Here is a 19,437-nt window from a genome sequence, read left to right as displayed (position 1 = left end):
CGCCGTTGCCGGTTAAGCAGCGAGAGGCCGCCGCGTATGATAGTGCCAAAGTAGGCTAGCATACGCGAAAAATTTTGCCGCGTATGCCAGCGGGCAAGGCCAAGCAGTGGGTTTAGTGCTCTTCAACTACCACCACGTCGGCGTGGGTTGGGGCTTCATAAGTGTCGGCGTATTTGAATTCTTCCAGCCAGTAGGCGGAGCTTACCACGTCGAACACAATGGAATCAGCGGTTTTTTCGCCGGCCGTTAATTGCCAGATAATGAATTGGGCTTCGTCGAATTTCGGGCCTTCCAATTGTGTCGAAAACAGGCGGTTTAGCAAGGCATTAGCGGGCAGGCCGGGGGCTAGCAGCCGCAGCAGCGGCGCGGCGGGCGCATCGGCGAATACGGCCAAGTCATCGGGGTTTTCGGCCGTGGATTTCACCCGGAATTCCACGGCCTTCACGCTGGGAAAGGTGCCGTTGTAGGCATCGTGCAGCAGCTGCGTGGCCTGGTAAAAGCCCTGGTGCAGCGGGAGTTCGGGGTTTTCTTCCCACAGTCGTTCCGTCAGCATCTGGTGCGCCAGGTTTTCAATCTGTCCCGCGTTCAGCTGCTCGGAAAATAAATAGCCCAACACCACTTCGGCCGCTTCCCGCGGCTCCAAATCAGTGAACGACATCAGGCACATTTCTTTCAATTCGGACGCTTTTATTTCCTCCGGATTCTCATAGTTCATTTTAACCAGCAGGGCCTTATAATCTCTATCCTGCCAGGTATTGGGCAGCTCGGTTAGCATAGAAAAGGATAGGCGCTCAACGGTGAATTTGGGCAAGGAAGTCGACATGTAGAAAGGGTTTTCGGGAATGGCGGCGGCAGAATGCCACGGCTACGGCCGGGTTTACGCACAACACGGCCAAACAACCGGAAGCGGGTGTAGAGACGCCATCCTTGGCGTCTCGTCGTTAGCGCCGCTTGGGTGGCGTTTAAGTACCCGTCATGTTGGAAAGAACGTCGTGTCGGAAAGAACGTCATGCAGAGCGCAGCGAAGCATCTCGCGTGCTTGAGTAAACCACTCGTCAGAAAAAGGGTTAGTGGCGGCACGCGAGATGCTTCGCTACGCTCTGCATGACGTTCTTTCCGACACGATGCCTTCCTCTCCATGACGGCCTTTCCCTCGTTCAACGACGAGACCCAAGGGTGGCGTCTCTACACGGCTACGGGCAGGGTGAATAGAAACCGGCTGCCCATTTCCGGCTGGCTTTCCACCCACAGCCGGCCACCCTGCGCATCAATAAACTCGCGCGAAATGCTCAGGCCCAGCCCCGAGCTGCCGGCTTGCGTGCCCCGGCCGGGCACCCCCGCGAAGCGTTGGAAAATGCGCTTGTGGTGCTCCGGCGGGATGCCGGGGCCGTGGTCTTCCACGCTCACGCGCACCATTTCGCCCCACTGCATGGCCCGGATGACCAGCGGCGCCCCCACCGGCGAGTAGCGGACGGCATTAGAAAGCAGGTTGATGAGCACCCAGGTGGTTTTTTCCACGTCGCCCTGCGCTTCCGGCAGCGTGTCGGGCATCAGAATGTCGAGCTTGAGCTGCTTATCGAGGAGCTGCGGCTGCACGGTTTGGGTGGCGTAGCGGACCACTTCCGCCAGCCTCATGGGCTGCACGTTGAGCTTGATGCCGGCTCCCGCGTCGAGACGGGCCACGTCGATGAGCTGGCCCACCATGCTGAGCAGCCGCTGCGTTTCCTCGCCGATGCCGGTGGCCAGGGTCTGGCGCTCGGTGGTGGAGGTGCGCTCGTTTTGCAGCAGCATCAGGCTGAGCTTGATGCTGGCCAGGGGTGTTTTCAGCTCGTGCGAGATGGTGGCCAGGAAGGTAGATTTCAGCTCGTCCAGCTTCTTGAAGTCCGACACGTTGCGCAGGCAGAGAATGTGGCCGCCGGGCATGGGCTTGCTCGCCGGGTCGAGGGTTTCGATGGGGCTGATGCTAAGCTGATAGTGCGGCGCGTCGCCCTTGTGCGGGAAGGTGAAGATGGGGTCAGGCACGGTGTCGCCGGCCAGGTTGGCTGCGGCCAGGGGCACCAGCAGCTCGCGCAGCAGCTCGTTGCGCTGCGCCACGGCTTCGGCCGACTGGCCCAGCAGCTCGGTTTGGGGCAGGCCCAGCAGGTCGCAGGCCACGGGGTTGGCCAGCACGATGGTCTTCTGCTCATCCAGCAGCAGCAGGCCTTCGTCCAGGCTTCGAACCAGGCTGTCCATGCGGTTGCGCTCGGTAAACAGCTGGGCCAGGGTGGCGCGGCGCTCGTCCTGGGCCTGGCTCAGCACGCGGTTGACGGCGGTGGCGATGGTGCCCACTTCGTCGTGCCGGCTCACGCCCACGCGGGTGGCCGGGCCGGGGCCGGCCACCCGTTCCATGTCTACGGTGAGGCGGCGCAGTGGGCGCACTACGATGCGCGGCAGCCGCACCATCATGGTGATGCCCACCGCCGTGCCCGCCCCCAGAAACGCCAGCACCGCCGAGCGCGCCACGTTAAAATCGGCCTGCTCGATGCCGTGGGCACCGTGCTCCAGGTAATTGATGGTGAAGAAGGCGTAGCCGCCCAGCCCCAGCAGCAACAGCAGCAGCAGCAAGACGCTGAGGCGGATTTTTAGTTTGAGGGACATGGTTGGTGTCGGTTGTCGGCCTGAGCGATGTAGAGACGCCACTCTTCGCGTCTCGGGGTTGAACAATGCTGCCGGTGTTGCCCTAACGGCGCGGCCGCTGAGACGCCAAGGGTGGCGTCTCTACATCGTTCTTTACCCGTCCAGCCCGTATTCCTGTAGCTTGCGGTAGAGCGTGGTTAGCCCGATGCCCAGCCGTTTGGCCACTTCAGGCTTGTTGCCGTCCAGCTCCGCCATCAGCTTGCCGATGTGGCGGGCTTCCAGGGCCCGCAGGCTTTCATCGGCCGCGTCGGCGCCAGGGCGGGGGGGGCGGGTGAGGGCGTGGAATTCGTCGGGCAGGAAATCGGCGGATAATAATTCTCGGCTGGGCGCGAGGATGGCGGCGCGTTCGAGCACATTTTTTAGCTCGCGCACATTGCCGGGCCAGGTATAGCGTTGGAGCAGCGCCAGGCACTCGGGCTCCAGGCCGGGCAGGCGCTTGCCGAGCTTGGCGGCGAAGTATTGCAGGAAATAGTGGGCCAGGGGCGGCACGTCGGCGGGCCGGTCTTTGAGGGGCGGCACCTGGATGATGAACACCGACAAGCGGTAGTACAAATCGGGGCGGAAACGGCCCTCGTCGGCTTCCTGCTTGAGGTTGCGGTTGGTGGCGGCCACCAAGCGCACGTTCACCTTGGTGGGCTTGGTGTCGCCGAGCTTGGTGAACTGCTGCATCTCGAGCACCCGCAGGAACTTGGCCTGCACGTTGAGCTCCAGCTCGCCGATTTCGTCCAGAAACAGGGTGCCGCCGTTGGCTTCTTCCAGCAGGCCTTTCTTGTCGGTGAGCGCGCCGGTGAAGGCGCCTTTCTTGTAGCCAAACAGCTCCGATTCGAGCAAGTCTTTGGGGAAGGCGCTGCAATTGACGGCCACGAAGGCCTTGCCCCGTCGCCCGCTGGCCTGGTGAATGGCCTGGGCAAACAGCTCCTTGCCGCTGCCGGTGGGCCCTTCCAGCAGCACCGTCGAGTCGGTGGGCGCCACTTGCTGCGCCAGTTTCTGCACCCGCTTCAGCTCCACAGAGTCGCCTATCATGGCCTCGAAGGTGTACTGCTGGCCCACGCGGCGCTCCAGCTCGGTCACGCGCTTGCGGAGGCGGGCTTTTTCGGCGGCGCGGTCGACCACCACCACCAGCTGCTGCTCAAAATCGCCCTTGGTGAGGTAGTCGAACGCGCCGAGCTTCATGGCCTTCACGCCGTCGGGGATGGTGCCGTAGGCGGTGAGCAGCACCACTTCGGCATCGGGGGCGGCGGCTTTGTAGCGGGGCAGTAGGTCTACGCCGTGGCCGTCGGGCAGCTTCACGTCGGAGAGCACCAGGAGCACGTCGTCGGCGTGTTGCTGAAGCAGCTCAAGGCCACGGTGGGCGTCGGGGGCCTGCAGCACGGTGTAGCCTTCCAGCTCCAGCACCTGGGCCAGCAGCTGGCGCAAGCGCGCTTCGTCGTCGATGATGAGCAGGGTTCCGGTGGGCATTTTGGAGAAGGATTGGCCGAATGGGACCGCAATTACGTAGTTTTGACTATGCTAAAGCGCCTCCACCTTAAGAATTTCACCGTTTTCGCCGATGCCGACTTTGAGTTTGTGCAGGGGCTGAATGTTATTGTTGGCACTAATGGGACGGGCAAGACTCATGTATTGAAGCTGGGGTATGCGCTGCTTCGTAGCTTAACAAGCCGTGTGCATAATGGAGGAGATATCAACTTAGATTCGCCGCTGACGTCTCTGAAAGAGATTTTTCGGCCTACTCCTGCTGATGTAGCAGAGCTAATTAGACGACAAGCTAATCCTGCGCAGGCAGCAGTTTTATACGAATTAGATGATGAACGCCTCAGTCCTGGACTGCTCAATTTCTCTCCCGATATTTCAGCTGAGCATCGTATCGTTTTGAACCCACCCTCTGCGGCAGCAGAAATAGGTAGAGCTAACGCAGCCCCAGTATTTATTCCGGCCAAAGAGATTCTTACTTTGGGCTGGATGCGCCCCGCTTCAAAACAACTCCGGCTACCAATTGACGAAACATACTTGGATTTGTTAAATCAATTGGATAATCTGCCACTCAAGCAACCAGAGACGACAGATGTACTCATGCAATTGAATGAGGTCATTGGCGGCGAAGTGGAGTCAGATGGCAGCCGCTTTTATGTGTCCTTTGCCAAGGAAAAGTCCATGGATGTAAGCATGGTAGCAGAGGGGCTACGTAAGTTTGGAACATTGCAGCGCCTGCTAAATAACGGCAGTCTCACCAAGCAGAGTACCCTTTTTTGGGACGAGCCCGAAGCCAACCTAAATCCTGCGCTGCTCCGAAAACTAGCCGCAATACTAGCCGAACTAGCCCGTCAAGGCTTCCAAATAATCTTAGCAACCCATAGTATGAGCTTGCTAAAGGAGTTTCACATTCTATCACGCGAGAAGGATAAGGTAAAATTGCCACTTCAATACTTTGGGTTGAATGCCGAGCCTGGACAGCCTACCACGGTTATTACCAAGGATGACTTCGAGTACCTGCCCGATGTGGTAGCCCTGGAAGTAGAATTGAAACAAGCCGACGCGCTGGAAGAGGTTTTCATACAAGACGACCAAAAAGCGAATGCCGACCGTCGTTGAAAAGAAACTCGCCTTTGATTTTCCGTCCAACTGGGCCGTTATTAAATACGACCATCAAGCTGACCCGGTAACGAACGAACCCGCGAGCTTCTATCGACGCACGATTGAGAAAGGTGGTGTTCAGAACGTACAGGGAGTAGATATCATCTGTCGGCTCCCCGGTGTCCCCGAGCAACTACAATTCATCGAAGTGAAAGACGACCGCAGACGTACCCTTGCGGTTGGGCCACGCCATGCTGAGCTTTTTATCTCCATACTCGGCAAAACCGCTGGTACATTGGTGGGACTACTGTTAGCTGAACGACTTAACGAGCCCTCATTAAGCTTCTGTGCTTGCCTCAGCCAACGACCAGACATCGAGGTGATTTTGTTCCTGGTAGAACCACCGCCGGTTCCCATACTTGAAGGTGATGCCAAAAATGCTCTACGTCGCTTAAATCGCCAAGACTACATCACCGCCCTTGACCAGCGCCTGACTGCAAAGCTGGGGGAGTGGGGCTTGGACTTTCGCTTGTACAACCTGACTGACCGCCCGGCGCCTGCGCCTGACTGGCAAGTGCGCGACCTCGCCTAACTTCCCCAAACCTCATTCCTGATACTCGCCCTATTGAAGCGGGATGGTCCACGTCGTCGGCGTGTTGCTGAAGCAGCTCGAGGCCACGGTGGGCGTCGGGGGCTTGCAGCACAGTGTAGCCTTCCAGCTCCAGCACGTCAGTAGTTGCGCAGGCGCGCTTCGTCGTCGATGATGAGCAGGGTTCCGGTGGGCATTTATTGGGGCGTAGGGGGGATTGATCTACCAAGCTTATGATTTAATTAAATCTAGATACAGAATACGGTCAATATTGCAAATTGATTTTCTTATCAAAGTGGATTCCGATGGCTTCATGACAGAAAGGAGGGTATAAATTTTCTTGATTTGCTCTAGAACGTATTCTTTCTCATTCGTGATAAATTCTGGAGTAAAATTGCTGCTTGCTTCAATTATGCGCTTTAAATGCTCTGCATACACATCATCAGATAGAGCGCCCTTACTGACTAATGTATTGTAAGCAAGCGTCCGAATGATTTTTGCCCTATCGGATGGTCTTAATTCATTATGTTTCTCAAAAACAAGGTTGACTGTTTCATCTAATATCTTGTTAGGCTCAAGAATTGTCTTGACTGCGTCAATTAACACTCCTTCATGGTATAGAGTGGTGACTTTATCACTCTTGATACGTTTGAGAACTTCATTTTTAGTTTTAACTACTACATCTGCTCCCTCGACGCCAGATATAAGCGTTGTTGCCTCAGACTTACTCATATTTGCTTTATGAATCAGGAAAAAGAGCGGGTTATATTGGCTTGATGATAAAGCCAATTGTTCCAACATAACATGAGGATGCTCACATGTCTGGCTGAAAAAGCTTTCATATATATCAGCTTCCTTTGATAGAATAGGCTTGCTCTGGCCTTCTACTTCTATCTCGCCTTTTATCATATAAGCAGGTGCACCATCTGCATCTACTAGTTTGCCTTGTTTAATTAGGTTAAGGTTTTTAAGCGTTTCTTTGTTTAATACGAGTTTTCTTCCATCTTGATTTCCAAGGTCGATTTCACCGTTTTGAGTATTGATAAGAGCAACGTTTTGCACACCCATTTCCTGGATTTTTTGCATTGACTCTATTAACTTGTTTACGCGGCCCTGTACTTCTTCCTCCAGTATCGTACGTAAGTCAGCAGCTTCTATCTTAGTTGTCTGCGCTGGGTATCTATAATATATTTCGCCTCTTTTAACTGGGCCTGAATCCACTTTGACAATAGCAGGCTTACTATTTGCTTTTTGTATAGTTAGAAAACCAATCAGTATTCCAACGTATCTGTGCGTGTAGAAAATGTACTCAATATTTCCATCGATACCATTGCGTACGGTTGTGCTTACATAGACATTGTCTAAGTTTTCGTATTTGTCTTTTATTCCTATTAATTCGCTCGTTACCGGGTCTATTCCAAATATCAAAGTTCCTCCGCGGTTATTAGCGAAGCCAGCTATCGAAGACAGATAGTCCTTACTAATTGTCTCACCATTGGTATGAAGTGATAATTTGAATTCCAATGTTGAACTCTCTTCCAGATTCGTCGCCAATTTGGGCTTTTCAATATCTACACTCTTTTTGAAAAGTAGTAACATTGATTCTTTTAAAGATTCAGTCATGATTTTGAAAGGTAGATTGTGTTATTGTAAAAATTAACATGAATTAATCCCCCCACATCTCCTGCTTAATATGCTCCACAAACCGGCCAAATTCCGGTTCATCTTCCACCTTTCCGCGCTAGGCGAAGCTCATTGCGGCTAGGTCATATAGCGGCTACGGCTGAAACCAAAGAGCCGGGCGTTGCCCGCTGCTGCGGCCCGCGCATCGGCACCCAACGAAAAACGCCCCTGCTGACGGCTCAGCGGGGGCGCTTGCGTTAGCGGGGCGGCTAGTTAAACTCCTTCAAGTAGCCCAGCTCGCGGCGTTTGGCGGCCAGCTCCTTTTCGTCGGGGTACTGGGCTTCGAGCAGCACGAGCATCTTGGTGAGCACCAGGTCTACCTGAACTTCGAGGGCGTCTTTGGTGCCGACGAGGGCGCTCACGCTGGCGGCGCTGACTTTGGCATCGGTGGTGCCTTGCTGGTAGGCGGCGGCCAGGGGCCCCCAGAACGTGGTGCCGTAGTCGCCGGCCGTGAGGCCGTGGGTGTTGAGGCCGGTCACCAGCGTTTTTAGGGCCAGGGCGCGCTCGGTGTGGCCGATGGGCAACTCGTAACCGCCGTTGCGGGTGATGATGCCGAACTGCGGGTACATGGCCTTGTCTTTGCCCTTCTTGAACTTGGTGAGCAGGGCGGCTTTGAGGTAGGGGAGGCCCTCGTCAATCTGGTCATCGGCCTCGGTCAGGCTGAGGGTGATGTCGGCGCGCAGGGCGGCGGTGCTAGTTTTGGCACCAATGACCTGCTGGAACTTCTCGGCCGTGACGGCAAAGGCGGCCTGGGTGGTCCAGCGGAAGATGAGGTCGGGATTGGCAAGCCAGGCGGTGGCCAGAAACACGGCGAGGCTGGCTTTTTCGTCCTGGTCCTGCGGAATGCGCGGCGTGGTGGCCGGTGGCGTGGGGTCGGGAGGAGTAGGGGTTGGTTGCATACGGGTTGGGTTGAAATGAGTACGATGTAAAGCTATTGATTTTCGGGGATTTCCCGGTCGGTGCGGTGGGGGTTTCCCACTGGCCCCGCCCGGGCTGGCGCGGGCGTCCGGGGTTTCCCACCTATGCCGCGCCGGCCGCTGCGGGGCCGGTGGGAAGCCCAGGACGGCCGCGCCGCTGGGTGCGGCACGGGTGGGCTCCCCACCCCTGCCGCGCCGGCTGGTTCGGGGCCGGTGGGAAGCCCCGTCGTCGGGCGCGACGGCTTTCGGTAGCGGTGGGAACCCCAGGGTTTCATTGCGCAGTGGCTTGGGCGGTGGAGGCCGCCGGGTTCGATATTCAGTAAAGATTTTCGAGTGAAAGGTTAAAGGAACCTGGAACGGTGGGGCTGGCGTGGACCGCACCGCTCCTTAGCGCATTGTCAGCTATCAAACCAGCAGCCCTGGCTACTCAGGCATTGACTGGCAGAGTGGGGGATGGGGCCGGTTATCTACTTTTGCGCATATTTTTCGTCGAGCATATGCGTGCCAGGCTTGCCTTTGCCCGGCACGAGCAAATCTGGTGAAGCTGTTTCACCATGATGCTGGAGTAAGCATCGAACCCTACAACCTTCCCCATGAAAAAGAATAGCCTGCTTTGTGCCATCGTTATGCTCGCCTGCACGGCCTGCGGCAACAGCGAACCAACCGGGGCCGCCACCACCGCGGACAACGTCACGGAAGTTGCTGAAAACGAAGGAGCGAATCCCGTCCAGAAGGGCAGTTTCGTGGCCTACATCGGGGGCAGCAAAGTGGCGTTCACCGACTACGTGTATTACGACCACACGGGGCTAGGAGGCGAGGGCATCCGCTACCAGATAGGGGGCGACGGACCGGGCGGCAGCAACATTGGCATCTCGCTGCATAACATTGCCGTCGGGAAGTATCCCATCACGGATATTACCCAGAAGGAAAAAAACACCGTCACCATTGAAATCGAAAACGGCGACGGCACCGACCGGCACTTGCTTGGCAGCATGGGCGCGACCGGCTCCATAGAAATCACGAAGAGCGCAAACAACCTGATTTCCGGGTCTTTCGCCGGTAATGGCGTGAGTGAGGTGAAAGACGATGGAACAATGGTGCGCGCCGACTTCCACGGAGAATTCACCGACGTGCCCCTGGTGAAAACTAATTAAAGGCAAAAGGCCCTAGCTCCCCCGAATCTCCTGCTTGATGTGCTCGACGAACTGGGCAAATTCGGGCTCAGCTTCGACGTTTTGGTGCCAGGCGAGGCCCATTTCGGCCAGGTTGTATTGGTGCTCGGGGCTGATGGTGGCGCCCGGCACGAGGGCCCCAGTGGCATCGTGCTCGTAGCCGAGCAGCCAGAGGCGGTCGGCCAGGGCGGTGGTGGTCACGATGTCGTGCGAGACGATGATGACGGTGTTCAGCTCGTCCATGGTCGTCACTTCGACTATTATTTTCTTCACTTCGTCAATCATCGCCACGTCGAGGCCGGAGAAGGGCTCATCGAGCAGAATGAGGTGGTCGGAGCAGAGCAGCTGCTGGGCAATGGCCGCCCGCTGGCGCTGCCCGCCCGAAAGGTGGGCCGGGTACTTGCGGTGCGGCGGTGCGGCACGAGGCAGAACCGCTCCAAGTAGGCCTCCACGTGCTGGCGGGCCTCGGCAGGGGCATACTTGCGCGCGGCGGCCACCAGCAGGTTATCAAATAGCGTGCGGTGGTCGAACAACGGGTAGCGCTGCTGCACGAAGCCCACCATGCCAGGTTCTACGGGCTGCTGGGCGAGGCCCACTTCCACGCTGCCGCTGCTGGGCACCATCAGCCCCGCCATGATGCGGCACAGCACCGACTTGCCGATGCCCGAGCGCCCATAGAAGCCCACAACCTGGCCCTGGCTCATGCCGGGCCGCGTCACATCAAGAATTTGAGCGTTGATGTCGCGCAGGACAGGCTCGCCGTGGAAGGACATCGAAACGTTGCTCAGGGTGAGGATGGCGTCGCGGTAGTTGTAGGGTTGGGCAGTCATGGCGGATGGTAGCGTGGACTCTGCGAGTCCGCGCGTATAGGGGGAGGTGAGAAAATAGCCGGTTCAGGCGCGTACTCGCAGAGTCCACGCTACATTGCGTTTGTGTCTGACTTGGTTTATTATGAGCGAAACCTCCCGCACCGACTGCCGCCGGGCGAGGCGATTTTTCTGACATTCCGGCTGGCGGGCTCATTACCTCGCACAGTGCTGGAGCAGCTGCAGGCCGATACTGAGCTAGCACAAAAGCGTCTCGCAATTGAGCCGGCTCAACTCTATGCCGAGCAGAAAAGGTATTTCGGCCGCTTCGATGCGCAATTGGGCAAGGGCGAGTACGGCCCGACATATCTGCGGCAGCCGGCCATTGCCTCGTTAGTGGCACAATCGCTCCGCTATTTTGATGGTAAGGCGTACAGCTTACTTTGCTATTGTTTGATGCCCAACCATGTGCATGCTGTGGTGCTCTTACTGGATGAATCCCCGCCGCTGGTCAAGACGCTGCAACGGCTGAAGAGCTACACTGCTTCGAAGGCCAACAAGCTGCTATCCAGAAGTGGCGCTTGCTGGCAAGCCGAGAGCTACGACCATATTGTGCGGAAAGGAGAGCTAGCACGGATTGTTGCCTATGTACTGGAAAATCTGGTGAAGGCAGGCTTGGTGGAAGACTGGGAGCAGTGGCCGTATACCTACCTGGCCCCCTCATAGTAGCGTGGACTCTGTGAGTCCGCGCATGAGCGGAACTTGCAAATTGACCGGCCCAACGCGCGGACTCGCAGAGTCCACGCTACTTCACAGTCGTCAGCGCGGAGTAGGGAAAAAACACCTTCCGCAGCAGCACGAACACATAATCCTGCGCCGCGCCCGTGGCCAGAATCACGAGCTGAATGGCCAGCACACCATCCAGGTGCAGGTAGCGGTTTTGCTTATAGAGCAGCAGGCCGATGCCGCCTTCGGACTGGTAAAGGGTCTCAACCAGGGTAATCATGGTCCAGATGATGGCGAAGTTCTGGCGTACGACTTCGAGCATCTCATCGAGCTTGCCCAGCACCACCACCTCATAAAAGCTGCGCCACTCGCTCATGCCCAGGGTGCGGGCGTGGTCCATCTCCTCCTGCGTGGTGGTCAGAATCACGCTCGTCATGCCCGTTACCAGATACACCGTAGCCCCAAAAATCAGCACCGAGAGCTTGACCTGGTGGCCCGAGCTGAGCAGCAGGGCCATGAAAAACGTGAGGCCCGTCAGGGTCAGGTAGCGCATCTTCGAGGCCGCGTAGGCAATGGGCCGGAAGAAGGGCAGTGCCGTCAGGTACGAGATGCCCAGCGCCAGCACCGTGGCTGCCGCCAGGGCTTGCAAAGCAGTGGTCATGCTGGCCCACAGCTCCTGAATCAGACCCTGGCTGGTGATGAGGTCGCCCAGCGAGCGGAAAACTTCGCCTAAGCTGGGAAACAGCCGCATGGGATAAAACAGCCACAGCAGCAGTAGCAAGGCCACTTGCGCCACCACCATGGAGGTGAAAACGATAGGGCGCGGCTGGGAATTGGGGGCGAAGAGGGATTTCATCGTAGGAATGTGAAGGGCGGTCTAACTCCCCTCCTCAGAAGAGGAGGGGACGTCAAACCGCAGGTTTGACTGGGGTGGTTGACTCGTTGAACGACTCGCGCGTGGGGCATTCCAAGCTCGTTCGGGTGTCGTTCAACGAGGTCAACCACCCCCGTTCGAGCCGTTGGCTCGAACATCCCCTCCTTGGTAAGGAGGGGAGTTTTTGTGCTAGTTGCCCAGCACGATTTCTACGCGGCGGTTTTTGGCTTTGCCATCCACGGTGGCGTTGCTGGCTACCGGCTCCGAGGCGCCGTGGGCGTACACCTGCACGCGGCCTTCGGGGAAGGCGCTGCGGCTCTTGGCTTCCAGCCAGCGCTCCACGGCCATGGCGCGGTCTTCGGAGAGCTGCTGGTTGGCTTGCGGGTCGCCGGAGTTGTCGGTGTGGCCGTGCACGGCCACTTTCAGGTTGCCGGCCACCACCAGGTCGTCAAACAGCTGCTGGAGCTGGCGCTCGGCGGCGGGGGTGAAGGTGCTCTTGCCGCTGTTGAACTCGATGTTCCAGGCGCGCTTGCTCACGTTGCGACGGATTTCGTCGCCGGCCGCGAACTGCTGGGTTTCGGCCGGGGCCACGGCTTTGCCTTTGTACTGGGCTTGCAGCTTTTTCAGGGGCGTGAGGTCCAGCATTTGGTCGAGGGGCACGTAGCTGGGCAGCTCCTTCGGGTAGAGCTTGCTTTGCACGTCGCCGAAGGTTTTGTACACGGCCGCGTAAATGTTGGTACCGCCGTTATCCAGGCCAAACAGGCTCAGGTTGTCGCTGAAGTTGAAGGCCTTGCTGCCACCCAGTTCTACTACTTCGCCGTTGCGGTCGGCCTCGCTCACGCCCTTGTAGTACTTCAGCCAGTAGGCGCCGGGCTTGTCCTGGTCGCCGTACACGGTGGCCGAAATGTCGGCGGCGCGGGTCAGGGCTTCGGGGTGCGATTTTACCTGGTCGCCGGCCACGGCCAGGCCGGTCATCAGGCCCAGCACCTGCTTGGGGTGGGCGTCGTACCAGCGTTTGGTCGTCACCATGATGTTGGGCATCTGGTTGGAGTAATCCTTGGTCGACACGATGTTGACCAGGCCGCCTTTCTGCTTGGCGATGTTCACGTCGCCGGGCGTCCAGGTGGCTACGCCGTCGGCTACTACATCCACTTTCACGCCGGTATTCTTGCCATTCACCACCTTGGTACGGGCTTCGGGCTTACCAAGAATGTATTTCTCGGCGGCCACCAGGAAGTCGGAGGCCGCCATGAAATTCACGGCTTCGGGGTCGTAGGTTGTTTCGTCGGGGTTCACCTTCAGGCTGTTGTCGGCGCACCACTTCAGGGCAATGTTGTGGTCGCCGTCGCGCAGGTAGCAGGCAATGGTTTTGCCCAGGGCCAGCTTAGGATTATCCAGCCATTCTTTTGGGCCCATCAGCTTGTCTTCGCCAAAGGACTTGCCCACGCTGTAAGGAATGATTTGCAGCTGCGTGCCAGCTTTCTTCAACTCCTCCTGCACCGCCGAGAAAGCCGGCAGCCCATCACCCATAATGCTCACAATCAGCCCCGGCGTTTCCGGGTTGTTTTGCAGGTCGAGGGCATTTTTCACCAGGTCGGCCTGCATTTTCGATACGTCGTCTTGGCGCACAATCTGCATGTCCACCCCGTTGGCAGCCAGGCTGGAGCCCGTGGTGGTGCGCGGGCCGCCATTGGCCAGCATGCCGGCCATCTGGCTGTTCCAGGCCATCACTTCCCACACGATGGGCGTGCCCTTTTCGGCGGGTGCCGTGCCCGGCAGCGGAGCCAGCGGTACCACGATGTTGGCCCGGTTGCCGCCCGTGGCCGTGGGCAGCTCAATTGAGTTGAGCAGGACCGACTGCGTGTCGGCTTTCTTAAATACGGCACCGCTGGATACCAGCTTGTTGATGCCGAAATACAGGGCGGCTACGAGGAGCAGCCCGATTAAAATTTTACCGCGAGTTGTCATTTTTTAAAGGCAAAAGAGGGGTGAGGCGCCCGTTTTGGGCGCAGTCGTTTTTGAGTTGTTTCGGTGGGGTTGATTAGCGGCGGGTGCTTCAGACAGCTGCTACAGGCGCGGCTCAGAACGGTCATGCTGAGCTTGTCGAAGCATCTCTACCGCTTCGTTGCAAGGCCATTGATTACTGCTACGGGAGAGATGCTTCGGCTACGCTCAGCATGACGACTTAGAGAATCAAAATGACTTGCCTGGTAGTGGTGGGCCACCGGCGTTGGCTCGGGCTGGCCCAGCAAATTCACCAGGCAGGAAGTCAGCAAAAAGCTAGTCAAGGAGGCTAGAATAGGCATCATCGGAAGCTTTCTTAGTGGTGAGCATACTTTGCTGCGCTTGCGGCTTTTCGTTGAGTACAGCATTGAAATCGCCATTCTGGTACTTGTTGAGCAGGCGCTGGCCCTTCTCGCTCATCACGCCGTTCTGAATGTCCATTTCCTTGACAAATTCCTGGGAATAGCGCATGGCCTGCTTGATTTGGCCGAGCTGCTGGGCCATGTCCTGGGCCACGCGGTCGGTGGCCAGGTCGAAGAAGTACTTCTTGTCCGGGTCGCCCCGCAGAATGTTCATCGCCGCCCGCATACCCGAGCTCGTGCGCTTCACCAGCTCGTACTCGTCCTTGAGCAGGTTGACTTTGAACTTACTGCCGTCGATTTGGCGCAGGGCAGCTTTCAGAATCTGGCGCATCACCACCGAAACGTTGGCCGTGGTGGTGGCCATCGGCTGCAGGCGGCGGTTGTAGTCTTCGAGTTGCGCTGCCCGCGAGGCGTAGGACTCTGCCATGTCTTTTTCCCCTTGGCGGGCAGCCGAGTCGGCCAGGGCCAGGTACTCCTTCATTTGGCCGTCGTTGGCCGCCAGCTTGCGCTTCACCAACTCGTGGGCCCCTTCGATGTTGGTCACTTCGGCGTCCATCTTCCGGGCTTCCTGCTCGGTGTTTTTGATGTAGTCCTGCATGATGCCGATAGGGTCGGTATTGACGAAAATCCCGGCTGCCGTGCGCAGAATGCGTTGCCCGGCGTACCACAGCCCCGCCTGAATCCGCTTGTTCGTCGCCAGCAAAAACAGCACGAACAGGGACCCCAGGCCAATGCCCAGCTTCACGGTGTCGAACACCATGTCGACCAGAAAGGGGAGAATGGCGCCCCAGAAGTACACCGCCGTGCCCACCAGGCCAAGGAGCACCACGCGGCCGGCCACTTTTTCCGGCTGCTGCCACTTGGGGAGGCCGGTGTCGTTTTCAGAAGAGGAAAGAAGAGTGTTCATGTTTTAAGTGGTTGAATGGTTGGCGGAAGGAGAGGGGGTAAGGAAAGATTGGGCGGCCTGCCGGTGGGCCTGCAAATCGGCCACTGCCGCGGCGTTGGCTAGCTCGTAGGAGGCCAGCGCGGCTTGCGTTTTTTGCCGCTCGGCCTGCGCTTGCTGCTGGATTTCGCTCAGCTGCTGACTTTTGGCAGTGAGCTGCTGCGTGAGGGCGGCCACCTCGGCCTGCAGTTGGGCTTCTTCTTGCTGGAACTGCGTCAGCGGGCCCGGCGGGCCTTTGGCGTTGGTGCTTTCGCCCAGCTTTTCGCGGTGGCGCTGGAGCACCCGGGCCCGGTCATCGGCCAGCTTCTGAGCCAGCTGCTCAGCCGATGCCAGCAGGGCGGGCCGGTCCACGCCGGTGAGGGCGGCGAAGGCACTGAAGGCCGTTTGGTAGAGCAGTGGGCCCGTGAGGCCGCTGCTGGCCATGCTGTTCACCATCTTGGCATAGGTGCCGAAATCCTTGCCATCACCCACCAGCAGACTGGCAATGTGGTCAATATGGCGCTGCTCAGCCTGGGTCATGAGCGCCGCCGGGTCGGCCGGCGGAGGCGCGGCCACGGCCGGCTGCCCGGCGGCCGGCACCGCGACCGGGGCGCCAGCCGCCGACTCATCGCCTTCAATGAAAAAGCCCTTGGCAGCTTTGGTGATGTTGTCGAGAATTGGCATAGCAGCGTGTGATTGGTGACTTGCACCCCATGCCAATACCAGTGCCGATTCGGCAATTATTTCTCTTTAGTGCGAGTAGTTGTTTGGTGATTAACTGGTTAATAAAAAATCCCCGCTAGGCGCTTAGCTCAGCGGGGATGAAATTTTTTCAAAATGAAAAGGTTAAATTTTCAAAAAGGAGATAGCGCGGGGCATAGTCCGGCACCATATCCTTTTTGTAACTTCAACCTAGTTAAATGCTCAGGCTGAATAAGTCGCCCTTTCCTTTCAGAGATGATTGCCGGACGACCAGTTCCCCGGAAATAACGAACGTGCGGGGCTGAAACTCTTCCTTCAACCGCACTTGCTCCAAGAAAAGCCGGGCCGCTTGCTGGCCGATGCGGTAGGGGTGCAGGTTCACCGTGGTAAGGCCTGGCTCAATCATCGACGCCATGAATTCGTCGCCGAAGCCGACCACGGCAATGTCGTCGGGCACACGCAGGCCCCGCTTTTTCAGGGCAACCAGCAGGTCAAAGGCATTGGTGTAGTTGATGGCGAAAATGGCATCGGGGGGCTCGGGTAGTGCCAACCAAGTGTCGAGGGCCGCCACGGCTTCTTCGGTGCGGAACTGGATATGGATTTCGTACTCCGGCCGTACGGGTAACTGATAGCGCTTGAGTGCTTTCTGGTAGCCGGCCAGCCGGTTGCGACTGATGAGTAAAGACTTGGGGCCAGCTAGAATGGCGATGCGCCGCGCGCCCTGCTCAATAAGGTGCTCCGTAACGTTGAAAGCACCGTTCCAGTCGTCCAGAATTACCTTGGCGCTGTCTACCTCGTTGCTCACGCGGTCGAAATGCACCACGGGCACGCCCCGGCAGGCCCCGGGCTTGACATGGGTAAAATCCTGGGTCTCGCGCGAGTGGCAGATAAGTAGGCCATCTACACGGCTGGCTATCAGAGCCTGAACGTTGCTCACTTCGGTCGCGTATGACTCCTTCGACTGGCAAATCATGACCCGGTAGCCGGCCTCCGTGGCCACTTCCTGAATGCCGCTGACTACCGTGGCAAAAAACGGCCGCTCAATGTCGGGAATGATAACGCCGAGCGTGTGCGTTTCCTGGCTCTTTAAGCTTTGAGCCAGTAAGTTAGGGTGGTAATCCAACTGCCGGGCCGCGTCCAGAATGGCCTGCCGGGTGGTAGGGCTGATGTCGGTGTGCCCGTTCAGGGCCCGCGACACCGTGGACGAGGCCACACCGACGGCCTTTGCTACGTCGCCAATCGTCGTTTGGCGGCGGCGGCGCTCAGTGAGCTGGCCCGCGGCTTTTTCCTCGATAAAGTGGTAGTCGCAGGCTTTACAGCGGAAGCGTTGGCGACCCCGCACGAAACCAGCCTTCAGGACCGAGCCGGCCAGCTTGCATTTGACGCAGCTTGTCATCTTGATTTGTACTTTTCGCGAGGATGGGCGGATTTCAAGACTCCTCGCAGCCTCTGCCATTATGTGCTGTTTCAAAAGTAAGCCACAATTTTTTTTAGCTACCGCATAGGAACGATACCTATCGGCAACGGTTCCGGAATCGTTGCCGATAGTTTTGTGGCCCAGAAGAGTTTCTAAGGCTACTTTTTTACAGTTGACAATTACACAACACCGAGTACTTTCGCTTGAAAGTTTACCGACCGCGCTCCATCCTCCCTTGCAAGATGCAGAACAATGACTAGGCTCTGCGCATTTATAAATTGTATTTTCCCTCAAGAGCGATGCTGCCCATTAGCCATCGGTTTGCGCCCCATTCCTCTGTTTCGCTCTTTGGTGCCCGGCCGGTCCGATGCACGGGCCTGCTGACGGCTCACCCCGGCGGCCATATGAGCGCGCTCTGGCCCATGACTGAGCTTCCGGTTCGCTATCGGTCTGTTGAAGCCAATAACGCCGCGCCTTCCTTGGCTTAATCCGGCTTAATCCTTTCGTTTTTCCCATGAAATACCTTCTCGGCTACGACATTGGTAGCTCTTCCATCAAGGCTTCCTTGCTGGACATTGCCACCGGCCAATGCGTATCCTCCGTCACCTCCCCCAAAACGGAGATGGAAATTGCTGTTGCACAAGCCGGTTGGGCTGAACAACGCCCCGAGCGCTGGTGGCAGGAAGTGGTGAATGCCACCACCCAGCTCAAGGCCAGCTACAACTTTGCTACCGAGCTGATAGCTGGTATCGGCATCACCTACCAGATGCACGGCTTGGTGCTGATTGACAAGGCGGGTGAGGTGTTGCGTCCCGCCATTATCTGGTGCGACAGCCGAGCCGTGACTTATGGTAATGAGGCTTTCACGGCGCTGGGCGAAGAATACTGCCTGAGCAACTTCCTGAACTCGCCCGGCAACTTTACGGCCTCGAAACTGAAGTGGGTGCGGGAGAACGAGCCCGCCATCTACGCCCAGATTCATAAGATTCAACTGCCCGGCGACTACATCGCTTTCAAGCTGACCGGACAGCTGCAAACCACCGTTTCGGGCTTATCAGAGGGCGTGTTCTGGAACTTCAAGCGGCAGGCCATCGCTCAGGAGCTGCTGGACTACTATGGCATCAGTGCCGATTTGCTCCCGGAAGTGGTCGACACGTTTTCGGTGCAGGGGCACCTGACCGTCGAGGCGGCCCAGGAGCTGGGCCTGACGGCCGGCACGCCCATCAGCTACCGGGCCGGCGACCAGCCTAATAATGCCTTCTCCCTCAACGTGCTGGAGGCCGGCGAAATCGCGGCCACGGCCGGCACCAGCGGCGTGGTCTACGGCATCAACGAAACCAATACCGCCGACCCTCGCTCGCGGGTAAACGCTTTCGTGCACGTGAACAGCACGCTTGAGCGCCCCAAAAATGGCGTGCTGATGTGCGTGAACGGCACCGGTATTCTCAACAGCTGGTTGCGCAGGCTCGTGGGCGAGCTGCCCTACGACCAGATGAACCACCTGGCGGCGCGGGCCCCGGTGGGAGCCGAGGGCTTGCAGTTTCTGCCCTTCGGCAACGGCGTGGAGCGCATCCTCGAAAACCAGCCGGCCGCCGCGGAGCTGCACGGCCTCAACTTCAACGTGCACGGCCAGGCCCATGTGCTGCGCGCTGCCCAGGAGGGCATCGTCTTCGCTCTGAACTACGGTATGGACATTATGCGGGCCTCGGGCGTGCAGGTGCGCCGGGTGCGGGCTGGCAATGCCAACATGTTCCTCAGCCCGGTATTTCGCGAAGCTTTCGTGAACAGCGGCAACGTGGAGCTGGAGCTGTACAACACCGATGCAGCCCAGGGCGCAGCCCGTGGCGCAGGTATTGGCGCGGGGGTGTATGCCAGTCCGAATGAGGCATTTACCGGTCTCGAACGCATTCTTACCGTAGAGCCCACCGCCGGGCTCCGCGAACAATACCAGGCCGCATATGGTCGCTGGCAGGACGTTTTATCTCCTCTTATTTCATAACCCAATCAGTCTTTCTC

At 58.0% G+C, this 19,437-nt stretch carries 18 protein-coding genes; 5 read left to right on the top strand and 13 right to left on the bottom strand.

Annotated elements, in window-relative coordinates; genetic code table 11:
• Positions 1–112: 112 nt before the first annotated feature.
• The 3 genes from WX88_RS12825 to WX88_RS12815 all read right to left on the bottom strand — a co-directional run bounded on the left by WX88_RS12825 (position 113) and on the right by WX88_RS12815 (position 4,134).
• The gene (locus tag WX88_RS12825) at positions 113–823 is read right to left on the bottom strand and encodes a hypothetical protein (RefSeq protein WP_046244781.1); all 711 of its coding nucleotides are present in this window, start codon (positions 821–823) and stop codon (positions 113–115) included.
• A 362-nt stretch (positions 824–1,185) separates the two neighbouring features.
• Complete coding sequence (locus WX88_RS12820) at positions 1,186–2,637, bottom strand: sensor histidine kinase (RefSeq protein ID WP_046244780.1); 1,452 nt, start codon at positions 2,635–2,637, stop codon at positions 1,186–1,188.
• Positions 2,638–2,769: 132 nt separating this feature from the next.
• Complete coding sequence (locus WX88_RS12815) at positions 2,770–4,134, bottom strand: sigma-54-dependent transcriptional regulator (protein ID WP_046244779.1); 1,365 nt, start codon at positions 4,132–4,134, stop codon at positions 2,770–2,772.
• Positions 4,135–4,182: 48 nt separating this feature from the next.
• Between WX88_RS12815 and WX88_RS12810 the strand changes: the two genes are divergently transcribed.
• A complete protein-coding gene (locus WX88_RS12810) occupies positions 4,183–5,265 on the top strand; it encodes an AAA family ATPase (protein ID WP_046244778.1) in 1,083 nt (360 codons plus the stop codon).
• On the top strand, positions 5,249–5,839 hold the full coding sequence (locus WX88_RS12805) for a hypothetical protein (protein ID WP_046244777.1): 591 nt from the start codon (positions 5,249–5,251) through the stop codon (positions 5,837–5,839). Before WX88_RS12810 ends, WX88_RS12805 begins: the two co-directional genes overlap by 17 nt.
• A gap of 228 nt (positions 5,840–6,067) precedes the next feature.
• Here WX88_RS12805 and WX88_RS12800 read toward each other — a convergent pair whose 3' ends face one another.
• The 3 genes from WX88_RS12800 to WX88_RS30835 form a co-directional block, all read right to left on the bottom strand.
• Complete coding sequence (locus WX88_RS12800) at positions 6,068–7,459, bottom strand: ATP-binding protein (protein WP_082116009.1); 1,392 nt, start codon at positions 7,457–7,459, stop codon at positions 6,068–6,070.
• A 269-nt stretch (positions 7,460–7,728) separates the two neighbouring features.
• Complete coding sequence (locus WX88_RS12795) at positions 7,729–8,418, bottom strand: hypothetical protein (protein WP_046244775.1); 690 nt, start codon at positions 8,416–8,418, stop codon at positions 7,729–7,731.
• A 32-nt stretch (positions 8,419–8,450) separates the two neighbouring features.
• Complete coding sequence (locus tag WX88_RS30835; RefSeq protein WP_197076772.1) at positions 8,451–8,711, bottom strand: hypothetical protein; 261 nt, start codon at positions 8,709–8,711, stop codon at positions 8,451–8,453.
• Positions 8,712–9,029: 318 nt separating this feature from the next.
• Between WX88_RS30835 and WX88_RS12785 the strand changes: the two genes are divergently transcribed.
• On the top strand, positions 9,030–9,590 hold the full coding sequence (locus tag WX88_RS12785) for a hypothetical protein (RefSeq protein ID WP_156176102.1): 561 nt from the start codon (positions 9,030–9,032) through the stop codon (positions 9,588–9,590).
• Between the two features lie 12 nt (positions 9,591–9,602).
• On the opposite strand, the gene WX88_RS12780 is transcribed toward WX88_RS12785, so the two are convergent.
• Entirely contained in the window at positions 9,603–9,965 is a 363-nt protein-coding gene (locus tag WX88_RS12780) for a P-loop NTPase family protein (RefSeq protein WP_394331749.1), read from the bottom strand.
• Entirely contained in the window at positions 9,890–10,438 is a 549-nt protein-coding gene (locus WX88_RS12775) for an ATP-binding cassette domain-containing protein (RefSeq protein ID WP_046244771.1), read from the bottom strand. Before WX88_RS12775 ends, WX88_RS12780 begins: the two co-directional genes overlap by 76 nt.
• Positions 10,439–10,540: 102 nt before the next feature.
• On the opposite strand from WX88_RS12775, the gene WX88_RS12770 reads away from it, so the two are divergent.
• Positions 10,541–11,140 (top strand): transposase, encoded by a 600-nt coding sequence (locus tag WX88_RS12770; protein ID WP_046244770.1) that lies wholly within the window; start codon positions 10,541–10,543, stop codon positions 11,138–11,140.
• 79 nt (positions 11,141–11,219) lie between these two features.
• On the opposite strand, the gene WX88_RS12765 is transcribed toward WX88_RS12770, so the two are convergent.
• The 5 genes from WX88_RS12765 to WX88_RS12745 all read right to left on the bottom strand — a co-directional run bounded on the left by WX88_RS12765 (position 11,220) and on the right by WX88_RS12745 (position 17,400).
• Positions 11,220–11,996: an ABC transporter permease gene (locus WX88_RS12765; protein ID WP_046244769.1), complete on the bottom strand. Its 777-nt coding sequence runs from the start codon at positions 11,994–11,996 to the stop codon at positions 11,220–11,222.
• Between the two features lie 207 nt (positions 11,997–12,203).
• Positions 12,204–13,982, bottom strand: coding sequence for an OmpA family protein (locus WX88_RS27600; protein WP_052732634.1), 1,779 nt, complete (start codon positions 13,980–13,982; stop codon positions 12,204–12,206).
• Between the two features lie 312 nt (positions 13,983–14,294).
• Positions 14,295–15,287 (bottom strand): hypothetical protein, encoded by a 993-nt coding sequence (locus tag WX88_RS12755; RefSeq protein WP_046244768.1) that lies wholly within the window; start codon positions 15,285–15,287, stop codon positions 14,295–14,297.
• Positions 15,288–15,290: 3 nt separating this feature from the next.
• The gene (locus WX88_RS12750) at positions 15,291–15,986 is read right to left on the bottom strand and encodes a hypothetical protein (RefSeq protein WP_046244767.1); all 696 of its coding nucleotides are present in this window, start codon (positions 15,984–15,986) and stop codon (positions 15,291–15,293) included.
• 232 nt (positions 15,987–16,218) lie between these two features.
• Positions 16,219–17,400, bottom strand: a complete 1,182-nt coding sequence (locus tag WX88_RS12745; protein WP_046244766.1) for a substrate-binding domain-containing protein — start codon at positions 17,398–17,400, stop codon at positions 16,219–16,221.
• A gap of 535 nt (positions 17,401–17,935) precedes the next feature.
• On the opposite strand from WX88_RS12745, the gene WX88_RS12740 reads away from it, so the two are divergent.
• Entirely contained in the window at positions 17,936–19,420 is a 1,485-nt protein-coding gene (locus tag WX88_RS12740; RefSeq protein ID WP_046244765.1) for a xylulokinase, read from the top strand.
• The last annotated feature ends 17 nt before the right edge of the window (positions 19,421–19,437 follow it).

The sequence above is a fragment of the Hymenobacter terrenus genome (assembly GCF_000972495.1).
Classification (GTDB): domain Bacteria; phylum Bacteroidota; class Bacteroidia; order Cytophagales; family Hymenobacteraceae; genus Hymenobacter; species Hymenobacter terrenus.
The sequence above is the reverse complement of the archived record's forward strand: the minus strand, read 5'-3'. Positions and strand labels throughout refer to the sequence as shown.